The sequence below is a fragment of the Haloferax sp. SDI50 genome (assembly GCF_059802635.1).
Genome location: NZ_JBPULL010000001.1, coordinates 2,523,967 through 2,549,659 on the forward strand (window position 1 = coordinate 2,523,967; position 25,693 = coordinate 2,549,659).

Annotated in this window: 26 protein-coding genes and 3 tRNA genes; 9 read left to right on the top strand and 20 right to left on the bottom strand. The window is 67.0% G+C overall.

The window, feature by feature from the left end:
- Positions 1-134: 134 nt before the first annotated feature.
- Positions 135-1,040 carry an SAM-dependent methyltransferase gene (locus tag ACSR87_RS13310; protein WP_498530797.1) on the top strand — a complete coding sequence of 302 codons (906 nt, stop codon included), beginning with the start codon at positions 135-137 and terminating at the stop codon, positions 1,038-1,040.
- Here ACSR87_RS13310 and ACSR87_RS13315 read toward each other — a convergent pair whose 3' ends face one another.
- Positions 1,041-1,865, bottom strand: coding sequence for a CDP-alcohol phosphatidyltransferase family protein (locus ACSR87_RS13315; RefSeq protein ID WP_498530798.1), 825 nt, complete (start codon positions 1,863-1,865; stop codon positions 1,041-1,043).
- A 166-nt stretch (positions 1,866-2,031) separates the two neighbouring features.
- Entirely contained in the window at positions 2,032-2,163 is a 132-nt protein-coding gene (locus tag ACSR87_RS13320) for a hypothetical protein (RefSeq protein ID WP_498530799.1), read from the bottom strand.
- A 53-nt stretch (positions 2,164-2,216) separates the two neighbouring features.
- On the opposite strand from ACSR87_RS13320, the gene ACSR87_RS13325 reads away from it, so the two are divergent.
- Positions 2,217-3,875 carry a potassium channel family protein gene (locus ACSR87_RS13325; protein WP_498530800.1) on the top strand — a complete coding sequence of 553 codons (1,659 nt, stop codon included), beginning with the start codon at positions 2,217-2,219 and terminating at the stop codon, positions 3,873-3,875.
- A gap of 107 nt (positions 3,876-3,982) precedes the next feature.
- On the opposite strand, the gene ACSR87_RS13330 is transcribed toward ACSR87_RS13325, so the two are convergent.
- The gene (locus ACSR87_RS13330; protein WP_004063857.1) at positions 3,983-4,831 is read right to left on the bottom strand and encodes a cytochrome c oxidase subunit 3; all 849 of its coding nucleotides are present in this window, start codon (positions 4,829-4,831) and stop codon (positions 3,983-3,985) included.
- Positions 4,832-5,051: 220 nt separating this feature from the next.
- Complete coding sequence (locus tag ACSR87_RS13335; protein ID WP_049897022.1) at positions 5,052-6,128, bottom strand: phytoene/squalene synthase family protein; 1,077 nt, start codon at positions 6,126-6,128, stop codon at positions 5,052-5,054.
- A 117-nt stretch (positions 6,129-6,245) separates the two neighbouring features.
- Here ACSR87_RS13335 and ACSR87_RS13340 point away from each other — a divergent pair, with 117 nt between their 5' ends.
- A complete protein-coding gene (locus ACSR87_RS13340; RefSeq protein ID WP_498530801.1) occupies positions 6,246-7,388 on the top strand; it encodes an acyl-CoA dehydrogenase in 1,143 nt (380 codons plus the stop codon).
- 2 nt (positions 7,389-7,390) lie between these two features.
- On the opposite strand, the gene ACSR87_RS13345 is transcribed toward ACSR87_RS13340, so the two are convergent.
- Entirely contained in the window at positions 7,391-7,714 is a 324-nt protein-coding gene (locus tag ACSR87_RS13345) for a DNA-binding protein (protein ID WP_498530802.1), read from the bottom strand.
- Positions 7,715-7,857: 143 nt separating this feature from the next.
- Between ACSR87_RS13345 and ACSR87_RS13350 the strand changes: the two genes are divergently transcribed.
- A complete protein-coding gene (locus ACSR87_RS13350) occupies positions 7,858-8,133 on the top strand; it encodes a DUF7111 family protein (protein ID WP_498530803.1) in 276 nt (91 codons plus the stop codon).
- A gap of 28 nt (positions 8,134-8,161) precedes the next feature.
- Here ACSR87_RS13350 and ACSR87_RS13355 read toward each other — a convergent pair whose 3' ends face one another.
- Positions 8,162-8,833: a protein sorting system archaetidylserine synthase gene (locus ACSR87_RS13355; protein ID WP_498530804.1), complete on the bottom strand. Its 672-nt coding sequence runs from the start codon at positions 8,831-8,833 to the stop codon at positions 8,162-8,164.
- 165 nt (positions 8,834-8,998) lie between these two features.
- Between ACSR87_RS13355 and ACSR87_RS13360 the strand changes: the two genes are divergently transcribed.
- Positions 8,999-9,445 (top strand): cupredoxin domain-containing protein, encoded by a 447-nt coding sequence (locus tag ACSR87_RS13360; protein WP_008578301.1) that lies wholly within the window; start codon positions 8,999-9,001, stop codon positions 9,443-9,445.
- Between the two features lie 119 nt (positions 9,446-9,564).
- Here ACSR87_RS13360 and ACSR87_RS13365 read toward each other — a convergent pair whose 3' ends face one another.
- From ACSR87_RS13365 to ACSR87_RS13380, 4 genes are read right to left on the bottom strand one after another with little or no spacing between them, the layout of a single operon-like run.
- Entirely contained in the window at positions 9,565-10,227 is a 663-nt protein-coding gene (locus tag ACSR87_RS13365; RefSeq protein WP_498530805.1) for a 30S ribosomal protein S3ae, read from the bottom strand.
- A complete protein-coding gene (locus ACSR87_RS13370) occupies positions 10,220-10,462 on the bottom strand; it encodes a KEOPS complex subunit Pcc1 (protein ID WP_498530806.1) in 243 nt (80 codons plus the stop codon). Before ACSR87_RS13370 ends, ACSR87_RS13365 begins: the two co-directional genes overlap by 8 nt.
- Positions 10,459-11,580 carry an exonuclease gene (locus ACSR87_RS13375; protein WP_498530807.1) on the bottom strand — a complete coding sequence of 374 codons (1,122 nt, stop codon included), beginning with the start codon at positions 11,578-11,580 and terminating at the stop codon, positions 10,459-10,461. The genes ACSR87_RS13370 and ACSR87_RS13375 overlap by 4 nt, the downstream gene beginning before the upstream one ends.
- A 4-nt stretch (positions 11,581-11,584) precedes the next feature.
- A complete protein-coding gene (locus ACSR87_RS13380) occupies positions 11,585-12,052 on the bottom strand; it encodes a 30S ribosomal protein S15 (RefSeq protein WP_004977438.1) in 468 nt (155 codons plus the stop codon).
- Between the two features lie 233 nt (positions 12,053-12,285).
- Here ACSR87_RS13380 and ACSR87_RS13385 point away from each other — a divergent pair.
- Positions 12,286-12,357: transfer RNA gene (locus tag ACSR87_RS13385), tRNA-Ala, on the top strand.
- A gap of 543 nt (positions 12,358-12,900) precedes the next feature.
- Here the strand turns inward: ACSR87_RS13385 and ACSR87_RS13390 are convergent.
- On the bottom strand, positions 12,901-13,119 hold the full coding sequence (locus ACSR87_RS13390; RefSeq protein ID WP_498530808.1) for a DUF8149 family protein: 219 nt from the start codon (positions 13,117-13,119) through the stop codon (positions 12,901-12,903).
- A 270-nt stretch (positions 13,120-13,389) separates the two neighbouring features.
- Here ACSR87_RS13390 and ACSR87_RS13395 point away from each other — a divergent pair, with 270 nt between their 5' ends.
- The 3 genes from ACSR87_RS13395 to ACSR87_RS13405 all read left to right on the top strand — a co-directional run bounded on the left by ACSR87_RS13395 (position 13,390) and on the right by ACSR87_RS13405 (position 15,917).
- Positions 13,390-13,995 (top strand): helix-turn-helix transcriptional regulator, encoded by a 606-nt coding sequence (locus tag ACSR87_RS13395; protein ID WP_498530809.1) that lies wholly within the window; start codon positions 13,390-13,392, stop codon positions 13,993-13,995.
- A gap of 112 nt (positions 13,996-14,107) precedes the next feature.
- A tRNA-Ala gene (locus tag ACSR87_RS13400) sits at positions 14,108-14,179 on the top strand.
- Between the two features lie 226 nt (positions 14,180-14,405).
- A complete protein-coding gene (locus tag ACSR87_RS13405; protein ID WP_498530810.1) occupies positions 14,406-15,917 on the top strand; it encodes a DUF7289 family protein in 1,512 nt (503 codons plus the stop codon).
- Between the two features lie 54 nt (positions 15,918-15,971).
- Here the strand turns inward: ACSR87_RS13405 and ACSR87_RS13410 are convergent, their stop codons facing one another.
- The 9 genes from ACSR87_RS13410 to tatAt all read right to left on the bottom strand — a co-directional run bounded on the left by ACSR87_RS13410 (position 15,972) and on the right by tatAt (position 25,647).
- A complete protein-coding gene (locus ACSR87_RS13410; protein ID WP_498530811.1) occupies positions 15,972-16,742 on the bottom strand; it encodes a DUF7289 family protein in 771 nt (256 codons plus the stop codon).
- Positions 16,739-17,248 (bottom strand): DUF7266 family protein, encoded by a 510-nt coding sequence (locus tag ACSR87_RS13415; protein WP_498530812.1) that lies wholly within the window; start codon positions 17,246-17,248, stop codon positions 16,739-16,741. The genes ACSR87_RS13410 and ACSR87_RS13415 overlap by 4 nt, the downstream gene beginning before the upstream one ends.
- Positions 17,245-18,246 (bottom strand): DUF7261 family protein, encoded by a 1,002-nt coding sequence (locus ACSR87_RS13420; RefSeq protein WP_498530813.1) that lies wholly within the window; start codon positions 18,244-18,246, stop codon positions 17,245-17,247. Before ACSR87_RS13420 ends, ACSR87_RS13415 begins: the two co-directional genes overlap by 4 nt.
- Complete coding sequence (locus ACSR87_RS13425) at positions 18,234-18,869, bottom strand: DUF7288 family protein (protein WP_004063809.1); 636 nt, start codon at positions 18,867-18,869, stop codon at positions 18,234-18,236. The genes ACSR87_RS13420 and ACSR87_RS13425 overlap by 13 nt, the downstream gene beginning before the upstream one ends.
- Positions 18,863-19,363, bottom strand: coding sequence for a DUF7287 family protein (locus ACSR87_RS13430; protein WP_498530814.1), 501 nt, complete (start codon positions 19,361-19,363; stop codon positions 18,863-18,865). Before ACSR87_RS13430 ends, ACSR87_RS13425 begins: the two co-directional genes overlap by 7 nt.
- The gene (locus tag ACSR87_RS13435; protein WP_498530815.1) at positions 19,363-21,405 is read right to left on the bottom strand and encodes a type II secretion system F family protein; all 2,043 of its coding nucleotides are present in this window, start codon (positions 21,403-21,405) and stop codon (positions 19,363-19,365) included. Before ACSR87_RS13435 ends, ACSR87_RS13430 begins: the two co-directional genes overlap by 1 nt.
- The gene (locus tag ACSR87_RS13440; RefSeq protein ID WP_498530816.1) at positions 21,406-24,726 is read right to left on the bottom strand and encodes an ATPase, T2SS/T4P/T4SS family; all 3,321 of its coding nucleotides are present in this window, start codon (positions 24,724-24,726) and stop codon (positions 21,406-21,408) included.
- A gap of 488 nt (positions 24,727-25,214) precedes the next feature.
- Positions 25,215-25,287, bottom strand: a tRNA-Arg gene (locus ACSR87_RS13445).
- Positions 25,288-25,365: 78 nt separating this feature from the next.
- Complete coding sequence (tatAt, locus tag ACSR87_RS13450; protein ID WP_004063801.1) at positions 25,366-25,647, bottom strand: Sec-independent protein translocase protein TatAt; 282 nt, start codon at positions 25,645-25,647, stop codon at positions 25,366-25,368.
- Positions 25,648-25,693: the final 46 nt, after the last annotated feature.

Here is a 25,693-nt window from a genome sequence, read left to right on the forward strand (position 1 = left end):
AATACTTTCCGGGCGAATCGAGCGAATGTTTAGCTCAGTTCACACTTCAGCGTGTCTGCTGTGACCGATTCGCTCGCCGCGGTCGGGACCGAGCCGGGAGAACGGTTATACGAGTCCGCCGAGACGGGTCGGTCGTGACCAGCCACGACGACCGGTTCGTCCACTACCTCCGCGCGAAGGAGCCCGTGGACGACCGCGCGCTCCACCGACCGACGCTCGCGAGCCTCATCGACCGGCTGGAGGCGCGCGCCGAGTCGCGGTCGGGACAGCCGCTCCGCGTCGTCTCGGTGGGGGCGGGGACGGGCGCGATGTGTCGGCGGCTCCTCTCGTGGGGCGTCTTCGACGCGCACGACGAGATAAAGTACGTCATGGTCGACCGAACGCGCGGGATGGCCGACCACGCGGCCGCGGCGTTCGCTGAGTGGGCGCGCGCCGCCGGCTGGACCGCCGAGCCGACGCCCGACGGCTTCCGCATCGAACGCCACGGCCGCAGCGTCTCGCTGACCTACGTGACGAGCGACCTCTTCGAGGCGATGACGGTCCTCCCGAAGGCAATCGACCTCGTGGTCGCCCACGCGGTCTTCGACGTGCTCCCGCTCCGACGGGCGGTTGACGCGCTCCTCTCGCGGCTCACCGACGACGGCCTCTTTTACGCGCCCATCACGTTCGACGGTCGAACCGCGTTCCGCCCGAGCCACCCCGACGACGACGCGGTGCTCGGTGCGTACCACGAGACGATGCGCGGCGGCGACCGCGCGGGACCGAACACCGGCTCCGACCTCCTGTCGACCCTGCGGGAACTCGGCGCGCCGGTCGTCGCGGCCGGCGGCTCGGATTGGGTCGTCCACCCGCCGCACGACGACGAGGCGCGAATCTTCCTCGACCGCATCCTCGGCTTCGTCGAGGAATCCGTCGGCGAGTCGGCCGCGGTCGACCGCGCGACGCTCGACGGGTGGCTCGACGCCCGACACGACGCCCTCGCGGGCGACGAACTCACGTACGTCGCTCACAACCTCGACGTGTTGGCCGAACTCGACTGATTACTCCGCGACTGGCGCGTCTCCGTTGCTCTCGCTCCCGAGTCGCCCCGAGACGTAGCCCCAGTCCCGAGCGAAGCCGCACAGGAGCGCCGCGGCCGCGACGCCGGTCACGAGCGGCATCCACGAGTCGAAGACGCCGGGCGCGAGCGCCAGCGGGACGACGGCCATCTGGACGCCGGCGAGGACGCGCCGCGAGGCCCGCGGCGGGAGGTCGAACGTCGGCCGGCCCGCTCGCTCGCGGAGGCGGCGGCCGACGAGAAACACGTACCGCGCCGCGCCGACCGAGAGATACCACCACGCGAGTTCGCCGAGGAGGACGCCCGCGAGCGGGGCGACGAGGAGGCCGAAGGCGTCGACCGCGGTGTCGAGTCGCGCGCCGAGGCGGCTGACGCGGTCGAGTCGGCGGGCGAGCGCCCCGTCGAGCGCGTCGAGCGCGGCGGCGACCCCGTAGCCGGCGGCGGCGGCCCACGCCCACGGAGGACTCAGCGACCCGTGGAGCGCCACACCGACGATGCCCGCGACGCCCGCGACGAGAAACCCGCGGACGAGCGTGACGGTGGTCGGGACCCCGAGGTCGTCGTAGGCGCGGGCCGACCCCGCCGCGGGTTCGGCCGTTCCGGCGTTTCCGGGCGCGACGTTCTCGTCCGCGTTCGCGTAGGCGTACGCGCAGAGCCCGACGACGACGAGCAGGGTCCCGGCGGCCCACGTCGCCGCGGCGGTCTCGGGCGAGGGGGCGGCCCGCGAGACGAGCCAGAGCCACTCGACCGCGAGCAGTCCCCCGACCACCAGCGTGGCTGCAGCCGCCGCGCCGCCGGTTTCGAGCACGCGCCGTCTCGTCCGACGTGTCGTCCGCGGCGTCGCCGCGCTATCTCCCGAAAGCGTCACGGCCGCCGACTGTCGCCTCGGCGGTCGGACGGTGTGCTACACATACCCGTACAGGGGGACGGGCGGCTGTTAAGTATTCCTCGCGTAACAGGTCTGCGGGGCAGAATCACGGGCGGCTCTCCCCTCGGCCGCGACTCCGAAACTCGACCGCCGCGAGGAGGAGCGGATAGGTCGAGAGCCCGGCCGCGACGGCGAGGAGAGCCGACCCCGCGAGCGCGGCGTCTCGACGGCGGCTCACGGAACGCCTCCCGCGTCAGGACGCTTTTAGCCACCGGCGGCCATAGCGGGTGTATGTCTATTTCGGGCGACGGCCCCGGGTTGTCGAAGGCGAAGCGGCGACTCGGCCGCTATCTCGCGGGTGCCGGGCTGTTGATGCTCATGTTCTCCATCGCCTACCAGTGGGCGGCGGGCTTTTTCGCCGGCGAGGACATCACCTTCTTGCAGGCGGTCCACGTCGTCGTCGAGACGTTCACGACGACGGGCTACGGCGAACAGACCCGATTTTGGGTCGACCATCCGCCGTTACTCGCGCTGTCGATTCTGATGCAACTCACGGGCGTCACGACCGTTTTCCTCACGCTCCCGCTATTTCTCGTCCCGCTCGTCGAAGACGCCCTGCGGACCGCGCCGCCGACGGCGTCGACGCGCTCGGACCACGTCGTTATCTGCACGTTCACCCCTCGCGGCGACGCCCTCGTGGACGAACTCGATTCGATGGACGTGCCCTACGTGATTCTCGAAGCCGACCGGGACCGCGCCGAGGAGCTACACGGCGCGGGCTACGACGTCGTCCACGGCGACCCCGAGGACGTCGAGTCGCTGGACGCGGCGAACGCGGCCGAGGCGCTCGCCATCGTCGCCGACGACGACGACGAGACGAACGCGAGCATCATCCTCGCCGCGAAGCAGGCCGCGCCTGACGCCCGCGTCGTTAGCCTCATCGAGGACCCCGATGTCGCTGACTACCACCGCTACGCCGGGGCCGACCGGGTCGTTTCGCCGCGCCGGCTCCTCGGCGAGAGCCTCGCGGGCAAGGCGACCACGTCCATCTCCTCGGAACTCGGCGACGCCATCGAAATCGGCGAGGACTTCGAGGTCGCGGAGCTGCTCGTCCAGCGCGGCAGCCCCGCCGAGGGTCGGACCATCGCCGAGAGCGGCATCGGGGACGTCACCGGCGTCAACGTCATCGGCGCGTGGTTCACCGGGGAGTTCGTCTCCCCGCCGGCCCCCCACGCCGTCATCGACGAACACACAATCCTGCTCGTCGTCGGCCGCGAGAAGCAACTCGAAGAACTCCGCGCGCTGACGCTGTCGTCGGCGCGGCGCTTCCGCCGCGGAACCGTCATCGTCGCCGGATACGGCGAGGTCGGTTCCACCGCGGCCGAGAAGTTGGCGAGCGCCGGCGTCCCGCACCTCGTCGTCGACAAGCAGGACAAGCCCGGCGTCGACCTCGTCGGCGACATCACCGACCCGCAGACGCTCTCCGAGGCGAACGTCTCCGAGGCCCGCGGCGTCCTCCTCGCGCTCGACAACGACACCACGGCCGTCTTCGCCACGCTCGTCTCCGAGCGCGTCTCCGAGGAGACGGAGGTCATCGCCCGCGCCAACGAGACCGAGAGCATCGCCAAACTCTACCGCGCCGGCGCGGACTACGTGCTCGCGCTGTCGACGGTCGCCGGCCGGATGCTCGCCTCGACGGTGCTCGACGAGGAGGTCATCGCGCCGCAGTCGCAGATAGAAATCGTCCGGACGAACGCCCCCGGCCTCGTGGGGCGGACCCTCGCCGGGGCCGACGTTCGCGCCCGAACGAACTGCACCGTCATCGCCGTCGAGCGAAACGGTGCACTCGTCACCGAGGTCGGCCCGAAGTTCCGGGTCGAAGCCGACGACGACCTCGTCGTCGCCGGCGTGGACGAAGACATCTACCGCTTCAACGAGCAGTTCGGGTGAGCGGCCGCTGACGGGTCGGTCCGGCCGTCGGTCGACGTGCGCGGCTCTCGGGAAAAGAGCGGTTCGAAAGAATCGGTGCCGCGGCGTCGCGGCGACGGACGGTGACGTTACGCGCCGACTTCCGCGCCGACGTAGAGGACGACGACGAGGAAGATCCAGACGACGTCCACGAAGTGCCAGTACATCGAGGCCGTGCTGACGGAGACGTGGCGCTCGGCGGAGTACTGCCCGCGGAGCGCGCGGACGAAGACGATACCGAGAAGCACCGCGCCGAGGCTGACGTGGAGGCCGTGCAGGCCGGTGAGGCCGTAGAACGCCGACCCGAAGATGCCGTCGGTAATCGAGAAGTTCGAGTGGACGATGAACTCGTAGTACTCGTACACCTGCCCGCCGATGAATATCACGCCGAGCAGGAGCGTGACCGCGAGCCCGAGGACGAAGTTACGGTGGTTCTCCTCGCGGATGGCGACGTGCGCCCAGTGGAGCGTGAGACTGGACACGATGAGGATGGCGGTGTTCGCTAGCACTAACGACCCCGTGAGATGCGGGAGTTCCTGCGGTGGCCACGTCCCCGCGCGGATGAAGAAGTAGTACGCGAACAGCGCGCCGAACGTCCCGAGTTCGGAGCCGAGGAAGGCAATCATCCCCCAGCGGAGCTTCGACGCGCTCTTCTGGCTCGCGTCGCGCGACCAGAAGTGGCTCACGAACGCGTGGTACAACCAGCCGTAGAGTCCGGCCAGGAAGAGGAAGATGCTGCCGATGAACACGGCGGGGCCCGCCGTCTGGCCGACGATTCCGTCCTGTCCCATGACGTACAGCCCGGCACCGGCGTAGATGCCCGCGCCTCCGACGGCGGTGACGAACGGCCACCAGCTCGCCTCGCCGAAGCCGCGCGGCCAGTCCTGAACCGCCGGCAGGTGATGGCCGTGGTCGTCGTGTGCTTCTTCGGTACTCATAGACGCCCGTTATGCTTGGGTTACTAAAAATCCTCCCAAACCGCGTTCGTCACGGGACCGCATGGCCCTCGAATTCGGTTCCGACGGGGTCGCGGCGGGTGCGAAGCGTGGCGTTCACGGGAGAGGAACTCACCGCCGCGTTCGGCGGCGCTCGAAGCGAACGGACGGAGAAGAGACGCGAAAACGGAACCGAGGCCCGACCGACGGCGCGGCGTCGTCTTCAGTCGAGGTTCGTCGTTGCTCGGTGGAACGGCTGGCGCGAGATGATTTCGCGCATCTCGGCGAGCGACTCGGAGCTCGCGCCGTTCATCTCGGAGACGACGGCGAACACCTCCTGTCGGGAGATTTTGACCCCCTCGCCCGTCACCGCGTGTTCGGGGTTGGCGACGAGTTCGCGGAGCGTCCCGACCGCGAGGAGGAACGGAATCGCCCACGCGGCGAGCGTGTTGCCCTCGCGGAGCGGCACCGTCTCTAAGTAGGTCTGCGCGTCGTCGAGGAACGATTTCGCGTGGTCGGCGGTCCGCGCGACCACCGAGGCCGTGCGGTCGTTGTGCTCGGGGTCGACGACCTCCTCCTGCGGGACGCCCGCGTCGTCGAGCCAGTCGGCGGGGAGGTAGACGTTGTTCTCGGAGGTGTAGTCGTCGTGCACGTCCTTCGCGATGTTCACGAGCTGGAGGAGCAGGCCGAACTCCTCGGCGGTGTCGTAGAGCCGCGACCGGCGCTCGCTGTCGACGTTGCCGCGGGTCACGAGGTTCGTGATGAGGTTGCCGACGGTTCCGGCGGCGTAGTAGCAGTACTCCTCTAACTCCTCGCGGGACTGGATGCGGAGCCCGCCGGTCTGCGAGTAGCGTTCGACGAACATCGCCATGCCCGAGACGAGTTCGCGGACCGGCGGCCTGACCGCCTCCCGCACGTCCTCCGGCAGCGCCTCGAACGTCCGGAAGACCCGAGCGGTGTTGGCGACGACCATCCAGTCGTCGGACTGTTCGCCCTCCGCGGGGAGGTGCGGCTGTACTGCGGTCACGAACTCGTCGACGGTGGTGTCGTCGTCGGGGTCGAGCGCGCGGTCGTAGAGTCGAAGGAGGTGTGCCTGCTCGTCGGGCGCGATTGAAGACGAATCCTCCACGGTGTCGGCGATTCGACAGAGGAGATATCCGATACAGATGTGCGACGCCATCGGTTCGTCGAGGACGTCGACCGTGAGGGCGAAGGTCCGAGAGACCCCCTGAACTGCATCGTGACACCAATCGAGGTCGTCATCAGTTGCCGGTGGCCGGGCATCGGCGTGTCGAGACATTCGAAGCGTACCCGTATTACGGAAGGGGGGATAAAAAGTCTCGTGGGGGGCCGCATCCGCGGACGGCCGGGACGACGCAGGAGAAAACCATAAGCATAGTCGATGAAAGATTCAGATATGGACTTCGCGCTCACTGCGGAGCAGAAGCAAATCAAGGAGATGGTCTCGGAGTTCGTCGACGAGGAAGTCAAACCTCGCGCGGCGGAAATCGACGAGACCGACGAGTTCCCCGCCGACCTCGTGGCCGAGATGGGCCAACTCGGCTTGATGGGCATGCCCTTCCCCGAGGAGTACGGCGGTGCCGGCCTCGACTACCACTCCTACGCCATCGGCCTCGAAGAGATTTCCCGCGGCTCCGGCGGCCTCGGGACCATCGTCGCCGCCCACACGAGCCTCGCCGGCAACATGCTCTACGAATTCGGGAACGAAGAGCAAAAGCAGACGTATCTGACCCCGCTCAACGAGGGCACCGACATCGGCGCGTTCGCGCTCTCCGAACCCGGCGCGGGCAGCGACGTGCCGGCCATGGAGACCACGGCGGTCAAAGACGGCGACGAGTACGTCGTCGACGGCGGCAAGCTCTGGATTTCGAACGGCTCGGTCGCGGACACCGTCGTCGTCTTCGCCAAGACCGACCCCGACGCGGGTAACAAGGGCATCTCGTCGTTCGTCGTCCGGCCCGAGGTTGACGACGGCTTCGTCGTCGAGGGCACGGAGCACAAACTCGGAGACAAGGGCTGTCCGACCGCCGAACTCCGCTTCGACGACATGCGAATCCCCGAAGACCGACTCCTCGGCGACGAGGGCGACGGCTTCGTGCAGGCGCTGAAGACGCTCAACGGCGGCCGCATCACCATCGCGGCGCGCTCTATCGGCATCGCCCGCGCCGCCCTCCACGACGCCGTGACGTACGCCGGCGAGCGCGAGCAGTTCGACCAGCCCATCGGGGACTTCCAGGCCATCAAGCACAAACTCGCGGACATGGACACGAAGGTGCAGGCCGCGACGCTCCTCATGCACAAGGCCGCGGACCTAAAGATGCGCGACGAGACGTTCATCAAGGAGGCCGCACAGGCGAAGCTCTACGCCAGCGAAATCAGCCGCGAGGTGGCCAACGAGGGCATCCAGATTCACGGCGGCTACGGCTACACCAAGGAGTTCGCCGCCGAGCGCTACTACCGCGACGCGAAGCTCAACGAGATTTACGAGGGGACGAGCGAGATTCTCCGCAACACCATCGGTGACTGGCTCCAGAAGTAACGTCAGTCGACGACCGATTCGTTCGTACCCTCCGCGTCCTCCGCGCCCCGCGCCCCGTTTGCGACTCGCTCCGCGAGCCACGCGTGGTACGACTCGACCCGCTCTGCGCCCGTGTCGGTGAGGCCGTACACGTCGTAGATGCCCTCGGTCCGCCGTTGGAGGTGGCCCGCCTCCACGAGCGCGTCGAGCGTCCCGTAGAACGACTGGGGGTCGATTCGGAGGTCGTAGTAGCGTTCCAACCGGGTCTTCAGCTTCTGCCCGCGGAGTTCGCCCGCGTCGTAGAGGACGGCACACAGGTCGCGCCGGCGGCCGCTCTGAAACCACATAGCTCCCGTCTCGTGGGAGAGACACACGTCACTTTCGTTCCGCCGGCCCGCCGGTCTGCCGGCCCGTCACGTCCAGCCACACTCTCCCACGCCAGTCCGCCGGAACCGATAGTTTAGACAGCCCGTGCTCCCTAGCGCCTCGCATGACCGACGCAACCGCAGAGGCGAACGGCGTCACCGCGCGGTACTACGTCACCGACGCCGAGCGCGTCCTCGAATTCGACCGCGACGGGCGGACCGCCGCCGTAGCCCAGAACATCGACGGCTACGCGATGTTGAAGGTCCGACCGACCGCCGACGGCGACGAACTCGAACGCTACTACGGCTTCGACATGGCGCTGGACCACGTCGCGGAACTCCTCGGCGTCTCGCCGCACGACCTGCCGGTCCCAGACGACGCGGCGGACATGGGGATGTAAGCGGGCGCGTTCCGTTCCGCCGCCCCGGTCACGCCCAGTAGAAGCGCGGCCCGAGAAACAGGTAGCCGAGCGCCAAGAACAGCAAGCCGAACGAGAAGCCCTCACCGAGCGTCCCCGAGCAGACGATTGCGAGGCCCTGAACCACACCCATGACGAGCGCGTCCTGGGCGTGGAGGTCGGGGTAGGTCACGTCCGAGAGCATCAGCGCGGCCATAACTGCCGAGAGGCCGACGAGCAACATCGGCTCGACGAAGCCGACGAGGACGCCCGCAGACAGAATCGTCGCGGCGAGCGTCGTCGGCACCCCGACCGTCTCGTCGGACCCGCTGTCGTAGGCGGTGTAGAGCGCCAGTCTGACGACCGCGGCCGCGACGAACAGCGCGGCGACGGCGACGCCGGCGACGACCCGAACCCGGTCGAAGCCCCACATCTCGCGGACGACGGCGACGACGAGCAGGGCGGGCGCGACGCCGAAGGAGGCCACGTCCGCGAGGGAATCGAGGTACGGCCCTGCGTCGGTTCCCCCGTAGCGCCGGGCGACCACGCCGTCGAGGCCGTCGGCCATCGCGGCGAGCAGGATAACCTTGGCGGCGAGGTGCACGTCGACCGCGGTTAACACCGCCGCGACGAATCCCAGCGCCGCGTTCCCGGCGGTGACCACGTCGGCGGGGCCCAACCGACCGACGAATCGGGGTCTCATACCGATGCGATTGCGTACCTGCCCTTTCCCTCTTACGTTCCGTCCGTCGGCGGCCGGCTTCGCGTCGCTGCCGCTCGAACCGGCAGTCACGGCGTGTTCCGCCCCGTTCGGCGGTTCGGCGGGCGAACCATGCGACATTTATCGGTCGCGTCCCGAGAGGCGACCATGCGAGACCACGGGTCTTCGGACGACGGTCGGACGCGGCGTCAGTTCCTCGCGGCGGCCGGTGCGGCGGCGACCGCCGGCCTCGCGGGCTGTGCGACCCTGACGGCGTCGGGCGACGACTTCGACATCGGGATGACCGCGGTCGCGTTCGACCCGCCGACGCTGACCGTCGAGGCCGGCGACGAGGTCGTCTGGCGCAACACGAGCTCCCGCGGCCACACCGTCACCGCCTACGAGGGCACCCTCCCCGAGGGAGCCGCGTTCTTCGCCAGCGGCGGCTACGAGACCGAGCAGGCCGCCCGCGACGCCTACTCCAACTCGCTCGGCGGCCTCATCGCCAGTAGCGAGACGTACTCGTACACCTTCGACGTGCCCGGCGAGTACGAGTATCTCTGTGTTCCCCACGAGCAACAGGGGATGGTCGGCACTATCGTCGTCGAGGAGTAGCCCGGAACTCACCGCCCGCCGTCTGCCCCGGATTCAACACCCGACAGCGGCGTCGCTCATCGCGCAGGTGGGCCGCGTAAAAAGTCGAAATTCGAAGTCGAGCCGTCGGCGAGACGGGCTTACGCTTCGGTCTCGTCGTCGTCGACGTCGACTGCGACGTCGCCTTCGTCGACGCTGACGGCGGCTTCCTCTTCGGCCTCGACCTCTTCGGGACGGGCTTCGAGGGAGAACTTCTTGACCTCGACGCGGCGCAGGGGGTAGATGACCTTCGCATCGCCGTAGATGGCCGACGAGAGGCGACCCTCGACGACGCTCTCGGTGAGCGCGTCGTAGGTGTGGCCCGTGATGGCCTCGCGGGTGAGCTTCGTCATGATGCGACGAATCTCGTGTTCCTGGCTCCGGTCGGCCTTCTTCGTCGTGAAGGCGACGGGCTGGAGCTGGACGCGGTAGTCGTCCTTGGTGATGGCCGTGACGTTGGCTTCGATTTTGGACGCGCCGCGGCGGACGAGACTACGGAGGTAGTCTCGGGTGAGCTCCTGCTGGATGAACTCGGTGTAGGCGGCGTCGCTGCCCACGTCCGTAATCTTGAACGTGAGCTTGACGTTGTTCGCGCCCTGGTCGTCGTTGAGGTCGCCGAGGGTGGACTCGACGGTGCGACCGTTGATCTTCTCGGGTTCGTCCGCGAAGGTCGAACCGAGTTCCTTACGGTCGAAATTCTCGGGAGCGATGACGGTGTACCATCGCTTTCCGCGCTTCTGCTTGGAGACGGATCGTTCACTCATGGTTAGTGTCTGTGTGCGTTCGTGTGGCTTCGATGACGGTCTCGGCGACCGTCACGTTGACGACGTAATCATCGACCGTGGCGTGCAGGCCGCCGGTCGAATCGCGTTCGATTGTGGTGATGAGTTCGTCCCCCTCGACTCGGGTGCGCATCGACTCCGTGTTGTCCGGTTCGAGCGCGCCGGCGACGATGCCGGGGTCGTCGTGGGTCGTCCGCAGGGTCGCACGCCGGGTCATCGGCGCACCTCCCTGACGGCCGCGACGACGTCGCTCGACTCCACCGCGGAATCGAACGTCATCGTCGCCTCCGACGGCGACCCGGTCGCGGACGCGGCCGGCAGGTCGCTCGCGGCCGCGGCGAGGTCCTCGTCCAGTCCGGCTGGGCCGGTCGAGACGAGGGCCGCGGCACCGACGCCGACCGCGAGAACGGTCGGCTCGGGCGAGCGGAAGTCGCGGGCGAGCCTCGCCACGGTGGCGAGTCGCCCCGACGACGACAGGTCACACGAGAGCGCGTAGAGGCTCTCGTAGCGGCCCGTCGTCGCGCCGCGGAGCGCGTCGTGGGTCGCCTGCGCGTGGTCGCGCCACGCGTCGAGCGCGGCGTCTCGAACGTCGTGTCCGAGCGCCAGCGCGACGGCGGTGCCGGGCGACTCTCTGACGGTCGCGTCGAGCACGTCGGCGAAGCCGCCGACGGTTTCGAACGGCCCGTTCGGAGTCGCTTCCGAGCGCAAGACGCGCTCGACGGCGGTCGCCGCGCGGGCGGTCGCCTCGCCGGTCGTCGCGTCGATGGCGACGAGGGAGGCGACGCGTCTGCGGGCGTCCGCGTCGAGTTCGGCCGGGAGCGACAGTTCGGCGAGGTTCGCCTGTGCGCGCTCTCTGTCGGCCGAAAACGGCGCGTGGACGAGCGTCGAGTGCGCCAGCCCGTCGGCGAGGTCGCCCGTCGGGACGGCCACGCCGGGTCCGGCTTCGACGCCCGCGTCGGCCGCGGCGTCTGCGAGTTCGGTGTCGTCGTCCGGCGTCTCGCCGGCGGCGTGGAAGCCGGCCAGCGCGACCGCCGGGTCGGGGTCGACACCGAGTTCGCGGACGACCGAGACGGCGTCGGTCGGGTCGAGTTCGAGGTCCGCAGCGGCGTCCGACAGCCCCACGACTGCCACAACGTCGTCGTTTGCGACAGTGTCCGGGGCGTCGGTCGCGCGGATGCGGAAGGGGACGTCGAGTGTCCTGAGCGCCCGTCCGACGACACCCGCGGCCGCGACGGCGGCGCCGCTCCCGTGGACGCGGAGGCGAACGAACGTCGCCTTGCGCAGGGTCGCGGCGGCGTCGGCGGCGGGTGTCTGTTCGGCGGGGCTCACGGACATTCAGTTATTCTTCGAGGAGTTCGACAGCGACGTCGTAGCTGTACGTGAAGTCGTCGTCGAGCTTGTCGCCGCGGTAGTACGAGACGAGGCGGCGAATCTTCGACTCCGTATTCTGGAGTGCGCGACGGTTGGACTTGTCCTGCTGGTTTTCCTCCATGTGCTCGCGGAGGCGGACGGCGCGCTCCATGAGGTTACGGAGGTCCTCGGGGAGGTCGCCTGCGGCGTCGTTCTCCTCGAGGATGGTGGTGACCTTCTTGCCCGTGGCGAGCTTGACGTCGGGGACGGGAACGCCCTTGACGCCTTCGTCGCGCAGGGACAGGCCGATTTGGCTCGGGTCCTTGCCCTGTTCTGCAAGTTCGACGACGCGGGCTTCGATGTCAGCCGCGTCGACGTCGCTCCACTCCGGTGCTTCGTCTGCCACCGGCTTGTCCGAGCTGGACGAGCCACGGCGGCGGGTGTGCATTCGTGCCATTGTTGCGGGTTGGAACCGCACTGACCGCAGAAACGAGTACCCCGCAGTCGTGTCACCGACTACCGGGGCACTACCGCAATCCCAAGCCCAAATCGGGCGAGTCAGATTTGCGGCCGTGCTGGATTCCCATTGGGTTGTCCACGCGCGCCGGGTTAAACCGTTTCGACTCGGGCCCAACTCGTCCCGGTCGGAATCGAAGGGCTTCTAAACGGGCGACGGCTATCAGAAGGTGCGGGCTCGTAGATCAGGGGTAGATCACTCCCTTGGCATGGGAGAGGCCCCGGGTTCAAATCCCGGCGAGTCCATTTCTGAACGAAGTGAAGAAATGGCGAGCCGAGCGCTCGCTGTAGCGAGCGTGTGGATTTGAATCCCTGGAAGTCGCGCGGAGCGAACATCGTGAGCGAGCACGTCTTCCTCCGGGTTCAAATCCCGGCGAGTCCACTCACTTCCTTTTGGTCACTTCGTTCCCTCCAGTCGTTCGTGGACTCGCCGACGTCCCACTCGCTGCGCTCGCGGGACCCCCGGCGAGTCCACTAATTTCTCTCTGGACTTCCGACGAGCGGAGCGAGTCGCGAAGCCAGAGTAAATTGGTCCTGTTCGAAACGCGATTTGAGCAGCGAGCAAATCTTCGATTTGCGAGTGAGTTCAAATCCCGTGAACTCCGTTTACGACCGTCGCAAACCTCCGGTCTGCTTACTCCCGGCGAGTCCTGCAATCGCACTCGAACGACTGATGGATTCCGGGTCAGCTGTTTGCCCCGCTATGGGCGTCCCACAAGTCCGCAATCGGTATCCGAGCTACCGCGGCTGAAAAGAGCCGATACGACGCGACAGCGCCTCTCAGTTGCCTCACGCCTCGTCTTCGTCTTCGAACACGCTCATGTCCTTCGCCGCGAGGTCGGTCACGTGCTTGACGATTTCGGGGTCGACCTGCGCGATGTCGTCGCCGTCGTGGACCTGGTCGTTGTGTCGCTCGATAGCGTCCGCGACCCCGGAAAGCGAAACGCGCGTGGTCGTGTCGCAAGCCTCGCACACCACCGGCACTTCGGGAGCGTCGTCGTCAGTCATACCGAATCGTTCCGGCAGCGACGGAAAAAACGAGTCGGTTCGTCGCCGACGGCATCGAATCCGCGGTGGTCCACCCCGATTCGCTGCACGTCGTCGCCGTCGCGTTCCAGCGTCGCTGTTCGTCCCACGCGCCGACATGCGTTCGGGAACACCCGCGTATTGGCTGTTTCTCGAGACAATCACGCACTAACTCCTGTCTTCCGAGATAGTCTTCCAGTCATGTATATATACAGACAATAATTATGCTGTTTGTTAGCGTACCCCATTGCGATGATGATACGAACGGACGGCCGCCGAGCGAGTCGATTGCTTCTCGTCGCGCTCCTTTCGACGCTCACCGTGGCGACTGCCGGGTGCATCGGAGACGGTTCGGGTCTGGTTCCTGAGGCGAACGCGACGACACAGGAGCAGGTAACCGAGCAACCGACAGACGACCCGACTGCGACCGCAGAGTCGACTGACGCGCCGACCGAGACGGGAACGGCCGCCGGCGGCGATGACGGCGACTCCGGCGGGGGCGAATCGAACACCCAGACGCTGCTCCTGTTGGGTGCGCTCGCCGTGTTCGCCGTCGGATTCGTCGCGGCGGGCGTTCTCAGGGGGCGCAACAACTCCCCACCGGCGTCCTCGTCCACGGAACCGGCCGCCACCGCGACCGACACTCGCTCCGACGCCGACCGCGTCGTCTCGCTCCTCCACAAGAATAACGGACGAATGTTCGAAGACGTGCTGGGAGAAACGCTCGACTGGTCACCGACACACGCCCGCCGCGTCATCGACAGATTGGTCGCCACCGGCGACGTCGAACGCCGCGCGACCGACGGCGGGACGTTGGTCGTCTTCACCGACCCGAACCGAGCGACTGACGAGGAGTGAGTCCCCACCAAATCGAGACAGCGGTCGACCGCCCCCCGCGCGACCGCCCCACGGCCGTCGAACGATTCGAAGCCCTTATTTATTCGACCGGGGAATGAATGATTGCGTTTGAGGGCTCGTAGATCAGGGGTAGATCACTCCCTTGGCATGGGAGAGGCCCCGGGTTCAAATCCCGGCGAGTCCACTCACTTCTTTCCGTCGCTTCGCTCGGTCAGTCGTTCGTGGACTCGCCGACGTCCCGTTCGCTGCGCTCGCGGGACTCCCGGCGAGTCCGCTAATGTCTCTCTGAACTTCCGACGAGTCCACTGTTCTGCTCGACGGTCGCGTGAACACGTCTCTCGAACGATTCTACTTACCAGACTGTCAGGTACCCCGCGAGGTTTTCACCCCGCATCTCCTTCAGGTAGGTAATGAGCGGTCGCCCCCGGGTTCCACTGGTCTACCGCGTCGTCAGAGACCGGACGGCGCAGACCTCGCCAATCGCGGTGGTACTCCTGTTAGCAATCACGGTCGCGGGAACGACCGCCGTCGTCGCGCTCGGCGGCCCCGCCCTCGACGAGACGAAACAGGCGTCCCAACTGACGCGCGCCGAGCACTCGATGACGCTGTTCGACTCGCAGGTCGCTATCTCCGCGCTCGGCGAGGGCGAAACGCAGTACGTCGACCTCAGCGGCACCGGCGGCGGTTCCTACGTCGTCGACGACGACAGCGGCCGACTGAGCATCACGCACAAGAACTACACCGACGCCGGCGACGACCAAGAACTCTATAACGAATCGCTCGGGAGCGTCGAGTACCGCAACGGCGACGCCCGCATCGCCTACGAGGGTGGCGGGGTCTGGCGCACGCAGGACGGCGGCACGACGATGGTCTCGCCGCCGGAGTTCCACTACCGCGGTGCGACGCTGACGCTCCCGGTCGTCCGTGTCTCCGGCGACGGGTCGTCGTCAGGTGACGTGTCGGCGCGGGTCGCGGCGACCAAACGTGCCCGGAGCATCTATCCGAACGAGACGGCGGCGTACAACGAGACAGCGGGCAGTTACGACAACCCGGTCAGTAATGGCACAATCGTCGTGACGGTCCACAGCGACCACTACCGGGGGTGGGCGGGGTTCTTCGAGTCGCGGAGCGAGGGGACCGTGACGGTCGACGACGCCAACCAAACCGCGAGCGTGGAACTGGAGACCCTCGGCCTCGTCGGCGAGTTCCAGATGCCGAACGAGGGCACCTCGGTCGACGTGCGCGGAATGGCCGGGAATCACAACGTCTCGGCGTTCACGCTCACGCTCTCGAACGACCAACACCTCCAGAACATGGAGTGGGGGATGTACTACGACGGCGACCAGCGCGACCTCGAACTCCACGTGCAGGCGGACGACAAGTGCAAGGGCGGTAGCTACGACGGCACGTTCGACCTGACGCTCTACTACGCCACCGAAGACGGCAAGTACCACGGCTGGCAGGCGACCGACCTCGACCCGGACACGAGCGACGCGGTGAGCATCGACTGCTCGCTGAGCAACCCCGAACTCAGCGTCGACTTCACCAGTTCGGAGACGATGACCTACGGCGACATTCAGTCGGACAAGGGCTTCGGTAACCAGAACAAGTGGCAGTTCGCCCCCGAAATCACGGACGGCGAGGCCTACGACAGCGTCACCTTCGACGAGCACGCCGCAGACAGCGGCCAGACGTTCTCGAAAGCCGACGGCGACACCGCCTCGATGGAGTTCGTCGTCAACCACTACTTCTCGCTCGCCGCGCCGCAGTTCGAACTGACCGTCACTGACGGGCCGGGCAACAGCCAGAGCGTCGACGAGTCCGGCTCGCGCGGCGAACTCGACTACGACCAAGCCGAGGGCGGCCAGTTCATCACCTTCCTGCACGTCACGGAAAACGAGGTCGAAGTCGACGTCGAGTGAGCGGGTCCGCCCACCCACCCGACGGTCGCGGTCTGAGTCGGGTCCGGTTTCGACTCAGTCGGCGAACGTCATGTCGACCGATGTCGAGACGACGTGAACGCGGGCCGTCCCGTTCACGTAACACGAGACGCTCGGGTACGCGTCCGGCGGCTCAACCACATCGTCGCAGGTCACGTCGGGGCGACTCGATAGCTCTCGTTCCCAGAGCGCCGCACGCGGGGAGCGAACGGTCAGGTTCACATCGTACGAGCCCTCGGTCCGCGCGGCCAACACGTTGCTCGCGGCCTTGTCGGCGCGGATGAGGAACGTTCCCGACCCGCCGACGGCGGTCGTCGCCTCCTCGTCGGGCCGCGTCACGAACGCCGGAATCAACACCCGCTCGTCGGTGAGCACAAGCGAGGGTCGTCGGACGAACGTCCCGGTGTCGCCGCGGGTCCGGAAGAGCGCGTCGAACGCGTAGACGACCCGCTCGTCGCTGGAATCGCTCTCGTAGACGATTGGCGACACCTCGTACGTGTTGGTGAAGTTGACCGACGGGTCTCCCGTCCGCTCGCCGGAGACGACGAACTCGACGGGGCGGTCGAGCGTCAGGCTGGCGTCCTGAAGCTTCACCTCGGTCGCCCGACTCGGCGCGCCGCGGTCGGAGATGTCCTCCATGTTGTCCCCGAGGATGTCGAGGGCGCGTTCGGCGTTGTTGACGCGCTCGACGTCGCGGGCGTCTTGGAGGCCGGTCATCCCGACGGCGGTGACGAGGCCGACCATCGAGAGGACGATGGCGAAGACGAAGACGAACCCGAGCGTGTCGCTCACGGCGCGGTCGCTCACGACGCCACCTCCACGCCCGAGGCCGGGTCGTAGGTGATGGTCACGTCGCCGCCGTCGACCCGGCTCGCGGCCAGCGAGGTCTCCGTCTCCACGGAAACGCGGACTATCACCTCGGGGTCCGTCGAGGTAAGTACGAGTTCGTTCGACGCCGGCAGCACCTCGATGGTGTATGTCGTTCCAGCGACCCTCGGTGGCAGCCGAACCGTCGCCTCGACCCGGGACTCGCCGGGGGCGGCCCCGATTCGGTCGACCGATTCGATGCCGGCCGCGAGTCGGTTGCCGACGACGTCGAGTTCCGTCTCCGTCACCCGCTCGCGCTCGTCGGAGACGAACCCGCCGGCGGCGACCAGCAGCCCCGAGATGAGGACGACCGTGATGGAGAGCGTGAGGACGTAGCCGAGCGCCGTCGAGACGCCGCGGTCGGCCCCGGTCGACCGACCGACGTGCGCGCCCACCTCGCGTCGACCGCGGTCTCCCCGGTCGTCCGGAAGCGTCGGCGGCGTCACGCAACCTCACCCGGGGCGACCCGAAGCTCTCGGTAGACGTACGTCTCGCCCGACTCGTAGACGTACGAGACGGTGACGGCGTACAGCGCCTCCTGTGCGACCGGCGACGACCCGCTTCCCGCGGGTTCGTACTTCGTCGCGTCGAAGACCGTGGCGTTCGTCTCGTTCACGTACAGTTCGTAGGTCCCCTCGGCCTCCGCCGCGTTCCGATACGAGACCGTGACCGAGCCGTCGAGGTCGGTGTGGACCGCGTCGAGCGGGTCGCAGGCGGTCCCGTTGAGTCGGCCGTCGGCGACGTCAATCGTGACGTAGTCACCCGCGTCGGCCGCGACGCTACAAGTCGTCTCCACGCCACCGCTGTCCTCGACGGCCACGAAGACCCGAGACGAGTCCCGGTAGACCGCGGTTTCGACCGCGTTCGTCTCGTCGTCGACGACGAGGTGGAACGACGACGCGTTCGACGTCGAAAGCGAGTCGCGCGAGACGTTGAACCGGACGCCGCGGACGCCGACATCGCTCGCGAGCGTCCAGTCGGCCGTCTCGTTCCTGTCCGTGAAGTTCCGCGCCGCGTCGGGCTGGGAGATTCGCGTCCCCTCGACGGGGTCGGCGTGGTCGACGTACGAGGCGTCCGTCGCGGCCCCCCTGACTGCGGCGAGCGTCGCGGCCCCGTCGCTCCAGTTGCCGAGCGTCTCGTCGAACCCGTCGGCGAGTTCGCCGTACGTGCCGCCCTCGCGGTTGACCTCGTCGAGGAGCGTCCCCGCTCCCGCCTCGACTGCGCCGCCGTGGTTCACTGCGCCGTCGAGGTCCGTGTCGGTCGTGCGCGTGGCGAGGTTCTCCGTATAAATCGCGGTGTTGAGCGTCAGCGCGAGGCCGACGAGGAGCACCGCGATTGCGAGCGCGGCGACGAGCATCAGCTGGCCGCGGTCGTCGCCGCCGAGACGCGGGAGGTCGTCAGCCGCGTCGCTCGCGCGCTCGACCGCGTCGGTCACATCCGCCATACGACCACCTCCACGTCGACGACGGCGTAGAGCGGCCCCGCGCTCCCGTCCTGTATGAAGTACGTCTCGTCGGTCTCGGCGGCGACCGATTCGAGCGTCTTCGTCGTCTCGACCGCGCGGGGGTCGCCACCCGGCGACGTGCCCGGTTCGGTCAGCGCGTCGTCGTCAGCGAGCGTCACGAGTCGGGTCCGCGAGACGGCGTGGTCGCTCGGCTCGCCCATGTACACGAGGCGGGTCGTCCGCCTGACCTCCCGGTCGCGCAGGTAGTGCAGGTAGACGTTGAACGCGATGCCGCGGTCCAAGAAGGACTCGTCGAGCATCTCCCCGAAGGCGGTCGGCGGGCCGCCGTCGACGTAGTAGCCGCGCGCGTCGATGTCGTAGAAGCTCCCGTTTTCGGGGTGCGTGAAAAGCACCGTTCGCTTCAGCGCGCCGGTCTCGGCGGCCGCCGTCAGGACGCCGTCGGCGACGGCGGCCTGCTGGTTTTCGATGTGTTGGCTCGACGTGCTCGCGGTCAGGGGCGTCACCGCGGTCACCTGCAGCGCGAACGTGACGCTGGCGAGAAGCACCATCGCGGCGACGATGGCTTCGAGCGCGTGGGCCTGTGCTCGGGACACGGTCACCACACCCTCACCGCGAGTTCGTGGAGGTCGCCGTCGAGGAGGACGGCCCGCCGCGCGGCGACGACGCTCCGGGTGGTCGGAACCGGTTCGCCGGTCGTCCCGACGACGCTTCTGTTCTGTGAGAGCGTGACGTTGAGCCCGTAGGACGCGCCGATGCCGGTCGCGGTGTTGGGGTCGGCGCTGCCGTAGTCGCAGTCGCCGGGGGGCTCGTCGGGCGAGTCTCCGTTGAAGAACGCCTCGGTACAGACCGGGTCGAGCACGTCGGGGTTCTCGTCGTCGACGAGCAGGCGCTGGGTGAGCGAGTCGGCGGCGCGGTTGGCGACCAGCGGGCGGTCCTGTTCGGCCTCGAAGGGGTCGAGAATCTGCGGGATGGTGCCGACGACCCACGCGACCGCGAGGAGGAAGATGCCGACGCCGACGGCGAAGTCGATGGTCGTCTGGGCGCGGGCGCTCCGACCGCTCGTCTCGCGGGCGTCGTCGCCGCCGCGTCGCCGCATCAGCCGACCACCATCCACACCGCGAGCGACAGCGTCTGGAGGATGACGACGAACTTGACCCCCGAGAGGAGGTCCGCGTTGCGGATGTAGCCGCTGATGAACCCGGACAGCATCGCCTGGATGGTGACGCCGTGGAAGAACAGAAGCGACAGCAGGTCGGGGTCGATGCCGCCGCCGAAGCTCGGGCCGCCGGTCGTCGCGCCGCCGGAACTCGACGCCTGCGACGAGAGTCCGGCCATCACGTCGAGGAACTGCGTCTTCAGGATGGCCATCACCGCGAGCAGCGTCACGTACGTCATGAGGATGATGGCGACCTGCATCCGGGTCCGCGAGATGCGCTCGCGCTCGATGTCGTCTTGGTTCTCGGAGGCTTGGGCGGCGGTCGTCAGCACCTCGGTAATCTGGCTCGACGCCTCCTGGGCCTTCGTGATGAGTTTGACCGTCCGGGCGAGCCGTGGGATGTGGTATTTGTTGTTGAACTCGACGAGCGCCTCCTTGAGGCTCATCCCGTAGTGGACCTTCGCGTGCATCACCTCGAACTCGTCGGCGAGTTTCCCGGAGGAGGTGTCGGAGACGGTCTTGATGGATTCGAGGAGCGTCTGGCCGGTGTCGTTCGCGCTCGACAGCTTGCGGAGGTTGTCGGAGAGCTTTCCGGTGATGGCCGCCCGCGAGTGGACGTTCCACTCGTGGAAGACGGTCAGCGGCACCGCGACGAGGTAGACCGGGACGTAAAACCAGATGAACGTCCCCCAGACGGGATTCGCTATCATCCCGTCCCACGTCGTCGGAGCGGCCCCGCCGACGACGGCGACGGCGAGGAGCGCCAGCGCCGCGGGCACCGTCAGCGCGAGGGTGAAAAGCGGATGCTGTTTGAAAAACAGATGCGGCCGGCGCAGGAGCTCTTTCGTCTTGAACGTCCCCTCGCGGGACTTGATGCGCGAAAAGAGGCTGAACTCGCCGACGTAGCTCTCGATGAGCCCCATGTGGACGAGCCCCTCGCGCTGTTGGCCCTGCAGGCGGTCGCTCTCGCCGTCGGGGTTGAGGAAGCCGTCGCCGATTTCATCCTGTTTGACCGTCGAAACGAGCACGAGGAAGCCGACGCCGGTGAGCGGAATGAGTCCGTAGACGGTCGCGTACAGCAGCCTCGACTGGGCCTCCCCGAGCATACTCATGATGACGAGGATGATGATGAGAAGTAGCGGAAACAGCGACAGCGTCATGTACATCTCGCCGAACAGCTCCATCGTCTCCAGCGTCTGTTCCTGCTGTTGTTTGGCGGTTCGGAGGTGCTTGTCCTTCTTGTCGTCGAGGAAGCCTTGCATGTCGCCACCGGAGTTGACGATAGAGAGCATGTCCGTCAGGAACTGTGAGAGTTCGTCGGAAGGGGTCAAAATCGCCTGCTGGCGGATGGCGTTTCGGTAGTCGGTCCCGAAATACTCCGTCTCTTGGACGATGCTCTGGAACTCCCGGGAGACCTCGCCGTAGGTGTCTTCGGCGCGGGCCATCGCCTCCAGTATCTCCAGTTGGTTCAGTCCGCCCACTGAGAGGGCGTACATGAACGAGACGGAGTCCGTCAGGAGCATGTTTATCTCGCGTTTGCGGGCGGACGCCGTCGAGTACGGGATGGCGACGAGCGTCCCGAACCCGCCGGCGAAGCCGAGGGACCCGAAGACCAGCCCCGAGAGGACGACGGCCGCGGGCATCGCGAGCGACCGGAGCGTGGCCGCGGTGGCCTCGCTTCCGACGGGAATCCCGAGGCTCACCGAGTCCGCCGAGACGAGTCCGAGCGCGAAGACGCCGTAGCCGACGAGCATCCCGACGAGCCACAGCACGAGGCCGACGAGGACGCCGACCGCGAGCGCCCGCGAGAGGTAGAGTTCGACGGTGTCGGGCATCCGGGCCTGCTGGAGTTTCTCTTCGACATCGGCGACGAACTCGCCGTCCGTGTCGAAGATGAGCTGAAACAGCGGGTAGAACGCGTCGCCGAGGGTATCGGTACTGCGGTCGAGCCCGCCCGAGGTCTTCGAGTCGAGATTGCTCATCTACGCTCCCTCGCCGGAGTCGGAGCCGCGCCCGTCCGCGTCGTCCGGGGGGTCGTCGGCATCGACCGCCTCGAACCCGCCCCACGTCTCGTCTTCGTGGCCCCCCTCGTCGTTTCGGCTCGGTTCGTCGTCCGGGTCCGCGGTCGACCCGGACTCCGACCCCGATTCCGGCCCCGGTTCCGCTCCCGACTCCGATTCCCCCTCGATACCGAACGCGCCGAAGAAGTCGTCGAGGTCTGCGCCGTCGTTGGGGTCGGAAAACGAGACGCCGTCGTCGTTGAACCCGAACGGGCCGTCGTCGTCTCCGAAACCGCCCGGTTCGTCGTCAGGGTCGGTGTCGTCGGTGTCGCCCTCGTCGGCGTCGCGTCCCGCTTCCAGCGCCGGCGTCTCGCTCTCGCCGTCGAGCGACGAGGGGCCGCGGTCGCCGTCGATTTCGGGCGTGTCGTCGCCCGCGTCCAGTTCGGCCCGGTCGCGCCCCTCGTCGAGTTCTGGGTCGCCGCTCGACGCGTCGAGCGAGTCGAGTTCGTCCCGCTCGCCGGGGGTCGCCTCCACGTCCGGGGCGTCGCGCATGTGGTTGAGCGCCTCGGCGACCTCGCCCACGTCGCGGTTGCGGTAGTCGGGGAACAGTTCGTCTTCGGCCCGGCGGAGGATATCCTTCGCCAACTGCCGGACGTGTTCGGGCGGGTCGGGCCGGGGGACCATCGCCTCGCTGTCGGGGTCGATGTTGATGTGCACCGATTCCATCTCCCGGAGGTCTTCGAGACTGCGTTCGAGGTCGTCGGTCGCCATCAGCCCGAGGATGGTGTCTTGGTCGTTGATGAACGCCTGGAACGTCGCGGCGACCTGCGTGTAGGTGTTGAGCCCGCGGTCGATGAGGTACGCGAGGATGACCTGTCGCTTGAATATCTCCAGTTCGACCGTCTCCTGATTCCAGCCGCGGTCGAACTTGATCTCTTCGAGCGTGTTCGACGAGCCCATCTGGAGGAACTCGTCGGTCTCGGCCTGCCACTGGTAAACGTCTTGGACGTTAATCTCGTCGTTTTCGGGGTCGTAGTGGTTGATTTCGGTGAGCGATTTGTTCCGGCGCACCTTGTTGCCGCCGACCCGCGTCGAGGTCTGGATGGACACGAGGTCGAGGGCGGTGAACATCGTCTTCGAGACGTTGATGGGCGCGGTCGTAAACCGCTTGAGCACCTCCCCGACCGAGTCCGCGTGGAACGTCGTGTACGTGGTGTGACCCGTGGACATGACCTGAAACAGCGTCCGCCCCTCCTCGCCGCGAATCTCGCCCATGACGATGTAGTCGGGGCGCTGGCGGAGGGCGGCTTCGAGCAGGTCGAACTCGTCCACGTCGCCTTTGTCGTCGTCCGCGAACGACGGCCGGGTGACGGAGGCAATCCAGTTGCGCTGGGGCAGTTCGACCTCGCGGGTGTCCTCGATGGAGACGATTTTCGTGTTCGACGGAATGAAAAGCGAGACGGCGTTGAGCGAGGTGGTCTTCCCGGACGCAGTCCCACCGGCGAAGATGAGGCTCTTGTCGTTCTCGATGCAGAGCCAGAGGAACGCCATCTCCTCCAGCGAGAACGTCGACCAGTTGATGAGGTCGATTGGCGTGAAGGGAACGTCCTTGAACTGGCGGATGGTGTAGTTCGTCCCGTGGTCCGACACCTCGCGGCCGAGCGTCAACTGGGCGCGCGACCCGTCGGGGAGCGTCGCGTCCACCTGCGGGCGGCGCTTCGAGATGCCCTTCCCGGAGCGCTGGGCGAGTTTCACGACGAAGTCGTCGAGTTCGCCCTCACCGTGGTAGATGTTCGAGATAATCTGCTCGTAGTCGGAGTGGTAGACGAACACCGGCGAGTTGTAGCCGTCGCAGGAGATGTCCTCGACGTTGATGTCGTGTTTGATGCCGTCGATGCGCTCGTAGCCGATGAAGTCGCGACGGAGGTAGTACTGGAGCTTCCGCACCTGGTAGTCGTTCAGGACGTCGGCGTCGTCCGCGAGGACCGCGGACTCGGGCCGGGCGGCGATGCCGTCGATGCCGCCGAGCGGTTCGTCCTCGTCGGCGGTTCGTGCGCGACCGCCGAAGACTGAGTTCAGCCCCAACCGAGAACCGAGACCGCCGAACCGCCCGGAGGTCGTCGCGGTCGTCGAGGCGTCAGCCGCCGAGGCATCGGCTCCCGGGCCGTTGCCGCCGCCGAAGAGACCGCCCAGTCCGAGCCGGGACGCGAGGCCCGACGATTCCGCCGCGCCGTCAGCGTCAGCGGCCGCGTCGGCGGTCGAACCGTCGTCTCCGGCCGCCGCGGACGCAGACGCCGACGCCGGCGGGTCGTAGAGGTCGTACCGCGAGAGCAGTTCGTAGGTCTCGGCCTCGATGACCCGCCCGCGGTTGTCGCGGCCGCCCTCGACGACGCTGTCGTCGCCGTACTTGATGGCGGTTCGGAGCTTGTTCGTGAGGAACTCCGTCAGGTCGTCTTCGATGCGGTTCAGGTACGGCTCGATGACGTAGTACTTCTTTTCGTTCTCCTTGACGGAGTGGAAGATGATGACGAACGCGTAGGGCTTGTTCACCCAGTAGCGTTCGACCTCGCGGAAGTGCGTCTTCTTCTCCATCGGGACGGCCTTTTCGAGGTCGTAGCGGTTCGCCAGCGTGGTCGTGCCGTCGACGCTGGAGAAAAATGCGTCCTCGTCGAACTCGGGGTCGACGTCGACCGTTCGCTCGTCGACGACAGCGGCCAGTTCCTCGGCGCGTTGGCCGGCCCGCGCGACCGCGCTCTCGATGTAGTCGGGGTCGAATCCGAGCGCCTCCTCGCCGTCGAAGGGGACGATTTCGCCCGCCGAATCCCGGGGGCGAGAGCCGTCGTCCTCGTAGTAGTACTCGCGTTTGTAGTGTTCCCACAGCCAGTCGCCCTTGACGACGGGCGTCGTCTCGGGGTCGCAGAAGGCTTCGAACTGCTCATTGAGGTTCTTCGCGTGCGCGCCGCGGTCGCCCACGAACGCCGCCACGTCGACCGGGTGACAGTCGAGATACTCCTCGGGGTCGAGGTCGACGCGGTCCCAGTCGGCCCGGGTCGGCGTCGACGCCGACCCGTCGTCGTCTTCCCACCGGGACGTGCCGGGCGCGTCGCGCTGCGTCCGCGGGTCGGTCCCGTAGAGGGATTCGACATCGCCGTCGCTCCCGTACTCGTCGAGAAAGTCGGCCCACGTGTACGACCCGACGCGCGCGTTCGACGCCTGCTTCGGAGCGGCGTCACTCTCCGCCGGCGACGTCACATCACCGGATAACGCCTGTTGGTCTCCTCCGTCGGCGTCGTCGGTTGCCATTGTCACCGGGTATTCGGGCCGATGGAAAAGTCTTTTTCCCAATTAACTCACAATTTAAGATCTGTTTAAGTTCTATTTTTATACTCGTTTATGTAACGTCGGTTCTGGCCATCCCCCGGACGCGCCGTTAAAGTAGGGGTTTATCTCCAGCGGAGTCGGCGTATGGCGCGAGTCCCGCGAGTGAAACGAGTGGAACGCAGGAACGGCAGCGTCAGGAACGACGTAAGAGAGTCTGGCGTGGCGAATTGAGCAAACACGGAGCGTTTGCGATGTCCATCACGGCCGCGGAGCGAACGCAGTGAGAGAAGCGGGCGTGACGGGATTCGAACCTCGGTCGCAACTCTGCGAGTTGCTCCCTGATTCGAATCCCGGAGGGCGTTCCGACACGCCTCGCTGTCACTCGGCGGTCTCCACGGGCGTGACGGGAGTCCCGCGAGCGAAGCGAGTGGAACTCAGGAACGCCCGCTGAACGAACGCAGTGAGAGAAGCGGGCGTGACGGGATTCGAACCCGCGATCGAGAGGTTAGGAACCTCTCGCCCTGTCCACTAGGCCACACGCCCCACGGCGCTGTCTCTCAGGATCGGTCAAAAATCGCGTGGTTCGCGCTGGGCGGACAGAAGAGAGAAAGTGAGCTGTGATCAGTTCGACGATTCCGTCGAAACCGAGTCGGTCGAAACCGAGTCGGCGGAACTCTCGCTGGTCGCGTCGTCTTCGTCTTCGTCGTCGTCGCCCGTCATGTCCTGCAGTTCGTCTTCGATCTCTTCGCGGCCGCGCTGGAACTCGCCGATGGCCTGCCCGGAGGACCGAGCGAGTTTCGGAATCTTGTTCGCGCCGAACAGCAAGACGACGATGAGCAGCACGACGAGCAGCTCGGGCCCGCCCGGGAGTCCCGGGAACAGTGGGGTGATGGTCTCGAACATCTATTTCTGCGTTACCTAGTGGCAATTATAGGCTTTTTGCCTTCTA

Excerpts from the sequence above, each read along its gene's own strand:
- ACSR87_RS13325 (WP_498530800.1), top strand. The coding sequence starts at position 2,217 with ATGTCTATTTCGGGCGACGGCCCCGGGTTGTCGAAGGCGAAGCGGCGA.
- ACSR87_RS13330 (WP_004063857.1), bottom strand. The coding sequence starts at position 4,831 with ATGAGTACCGAAGAAGCACACGACGACCACGGCCATCACCTGCCGGCG.
- ACSR87_RS13335 (WP_049897022.1), bottom strand. The coding sequence starts at position 6,128 with ATGTCTCGACACGCCGATGCCCGGCCACCGGCAACTGATGACGACCTC.
- ACSR87_RS13340 (WP_498530801.1), top strand. The coding sequence starts at position 6,246 with ATGGACTTCGCGCTCACTGCGGAGCAGAAGCAAATCAAGGAGATGGTC.
- ACSR87_RS13345 (WP_498530802.1), bottom strand. The coding sequence starts at position 7,714 with ATGTGGTTTCAGAGCGGCCGCCGGCGCGACCTGTGTGCCGTCCTCTAC.
- ACSR87_RS13350 (WP_498530803.1), top strand. The coding sequence starts at position 7,858 with ATGACCGACGCAACCGCAGAGGCGAACGGCGTCACCGCGCGGTACTAC.
- ACSR87_RS13355 (WP_498530804.1), bottom strand. The coding sequence starts at position 8,833 with ATGAGACCCCGATTCGTCGGTCGGTTGGGCCCCGCCGACGTGGTCACC.
- ACSR87_RS13360 (WP_008578301.1), top strand. The coding sequence starts at position 8,999 with ATGCGAGACCACGGGTCTTCGGACGACGGTCGGACGCGGCGTCAGTTC.
- ACSR87_RS13365 (WP_498530805.1), bottom strand. The coding sequence starts at position 10,227 with ATGAGTGAACGATCCGTCTCCAAGCAGAAGCGCGGAAAGCGATGGTAC.
- ACSR87_RS13370 (WP_498530806.1), bottom strand. The coding sequence starts at position 10,462 with ATGACCCGGCGTGCGACCCTGCGGACGACCCACGACGACCCCGGCATC.
- ACSR87_RS13375 (WP_498530807.1), bottom strand. The coding sequence starts at position 11,580 with ATGTCCGTGAGCCCCGCCGAACAGACACCCGCCGCCGACGCCGCCGCG.
- ACSR87_RS13380 (WP_004977438.1), bottom strand. The coding sequence starts at position 12,052 with ATGGCACGAATGCACACCCGCCGCCGTGGCTCGTCCAGCTCGGACAAG.
- ACSR87_RS13390 (WP_498530808.1), bottom strand. The coding sequence starts at position 13,119 with ATGACTGACGACGACGCTCCCGAAGTGCCGGTGGTGTGCGAGGCTTGC.
- ACSR87_RS13395 (WP_498530809.1), top strand. The coding sequence starts at position 13,390 with ATGATGATACGAACGGACGGCCGCCGAGCGAGTCGATTGCTTCTCGTC.
- ACSR87_RS13405 (WP_498530810.1), top strand. The coding sequence starts at position 14,406 with ATGAGCGGTCGCCCCCGGGTTCCACTGGTCTACCGCGTCGTCAGAGAC.
- ACSR87_RS13420 (WP_498530813.1), bottom strand. The coding sequence starts at position 18,246 with ATGGCGGATGTGACCGACGCGGTCGAGCGCGCGAGCGACGCGGCTGAC.
- ACSR87_RS13430 (WP_498530814.1), bottom strand. The coding sequence starts at position 19,363 with ATGCGGCGACGCGGCGGCGACGACGCCCGCGAGACGAGCGGTCGGAGC.
- ACSR87_RS13435 (WP_498530815.1), bottom strand. The coding sequence starts at position 21,405 with ATGAGCAATCTCGACTCGAAGACCTCGGGCGGGCTCGACCGCAGTACC.
- ACSR87_RS13440 (WP_498530816.1), bottom strand. The coding sequence starts at position 24,726 with ATGGCAACCGACGACGCCGACGGAGGAGACCAACAGGCGTTATCCGGT.
- tatAt (WP_004063801.1), bottom strand. The coding sequence starts at position 25,647 with ATGTTCGAGACCATCACCCCACTGTTCCCGGGACTCCCGGGCGGGCCC.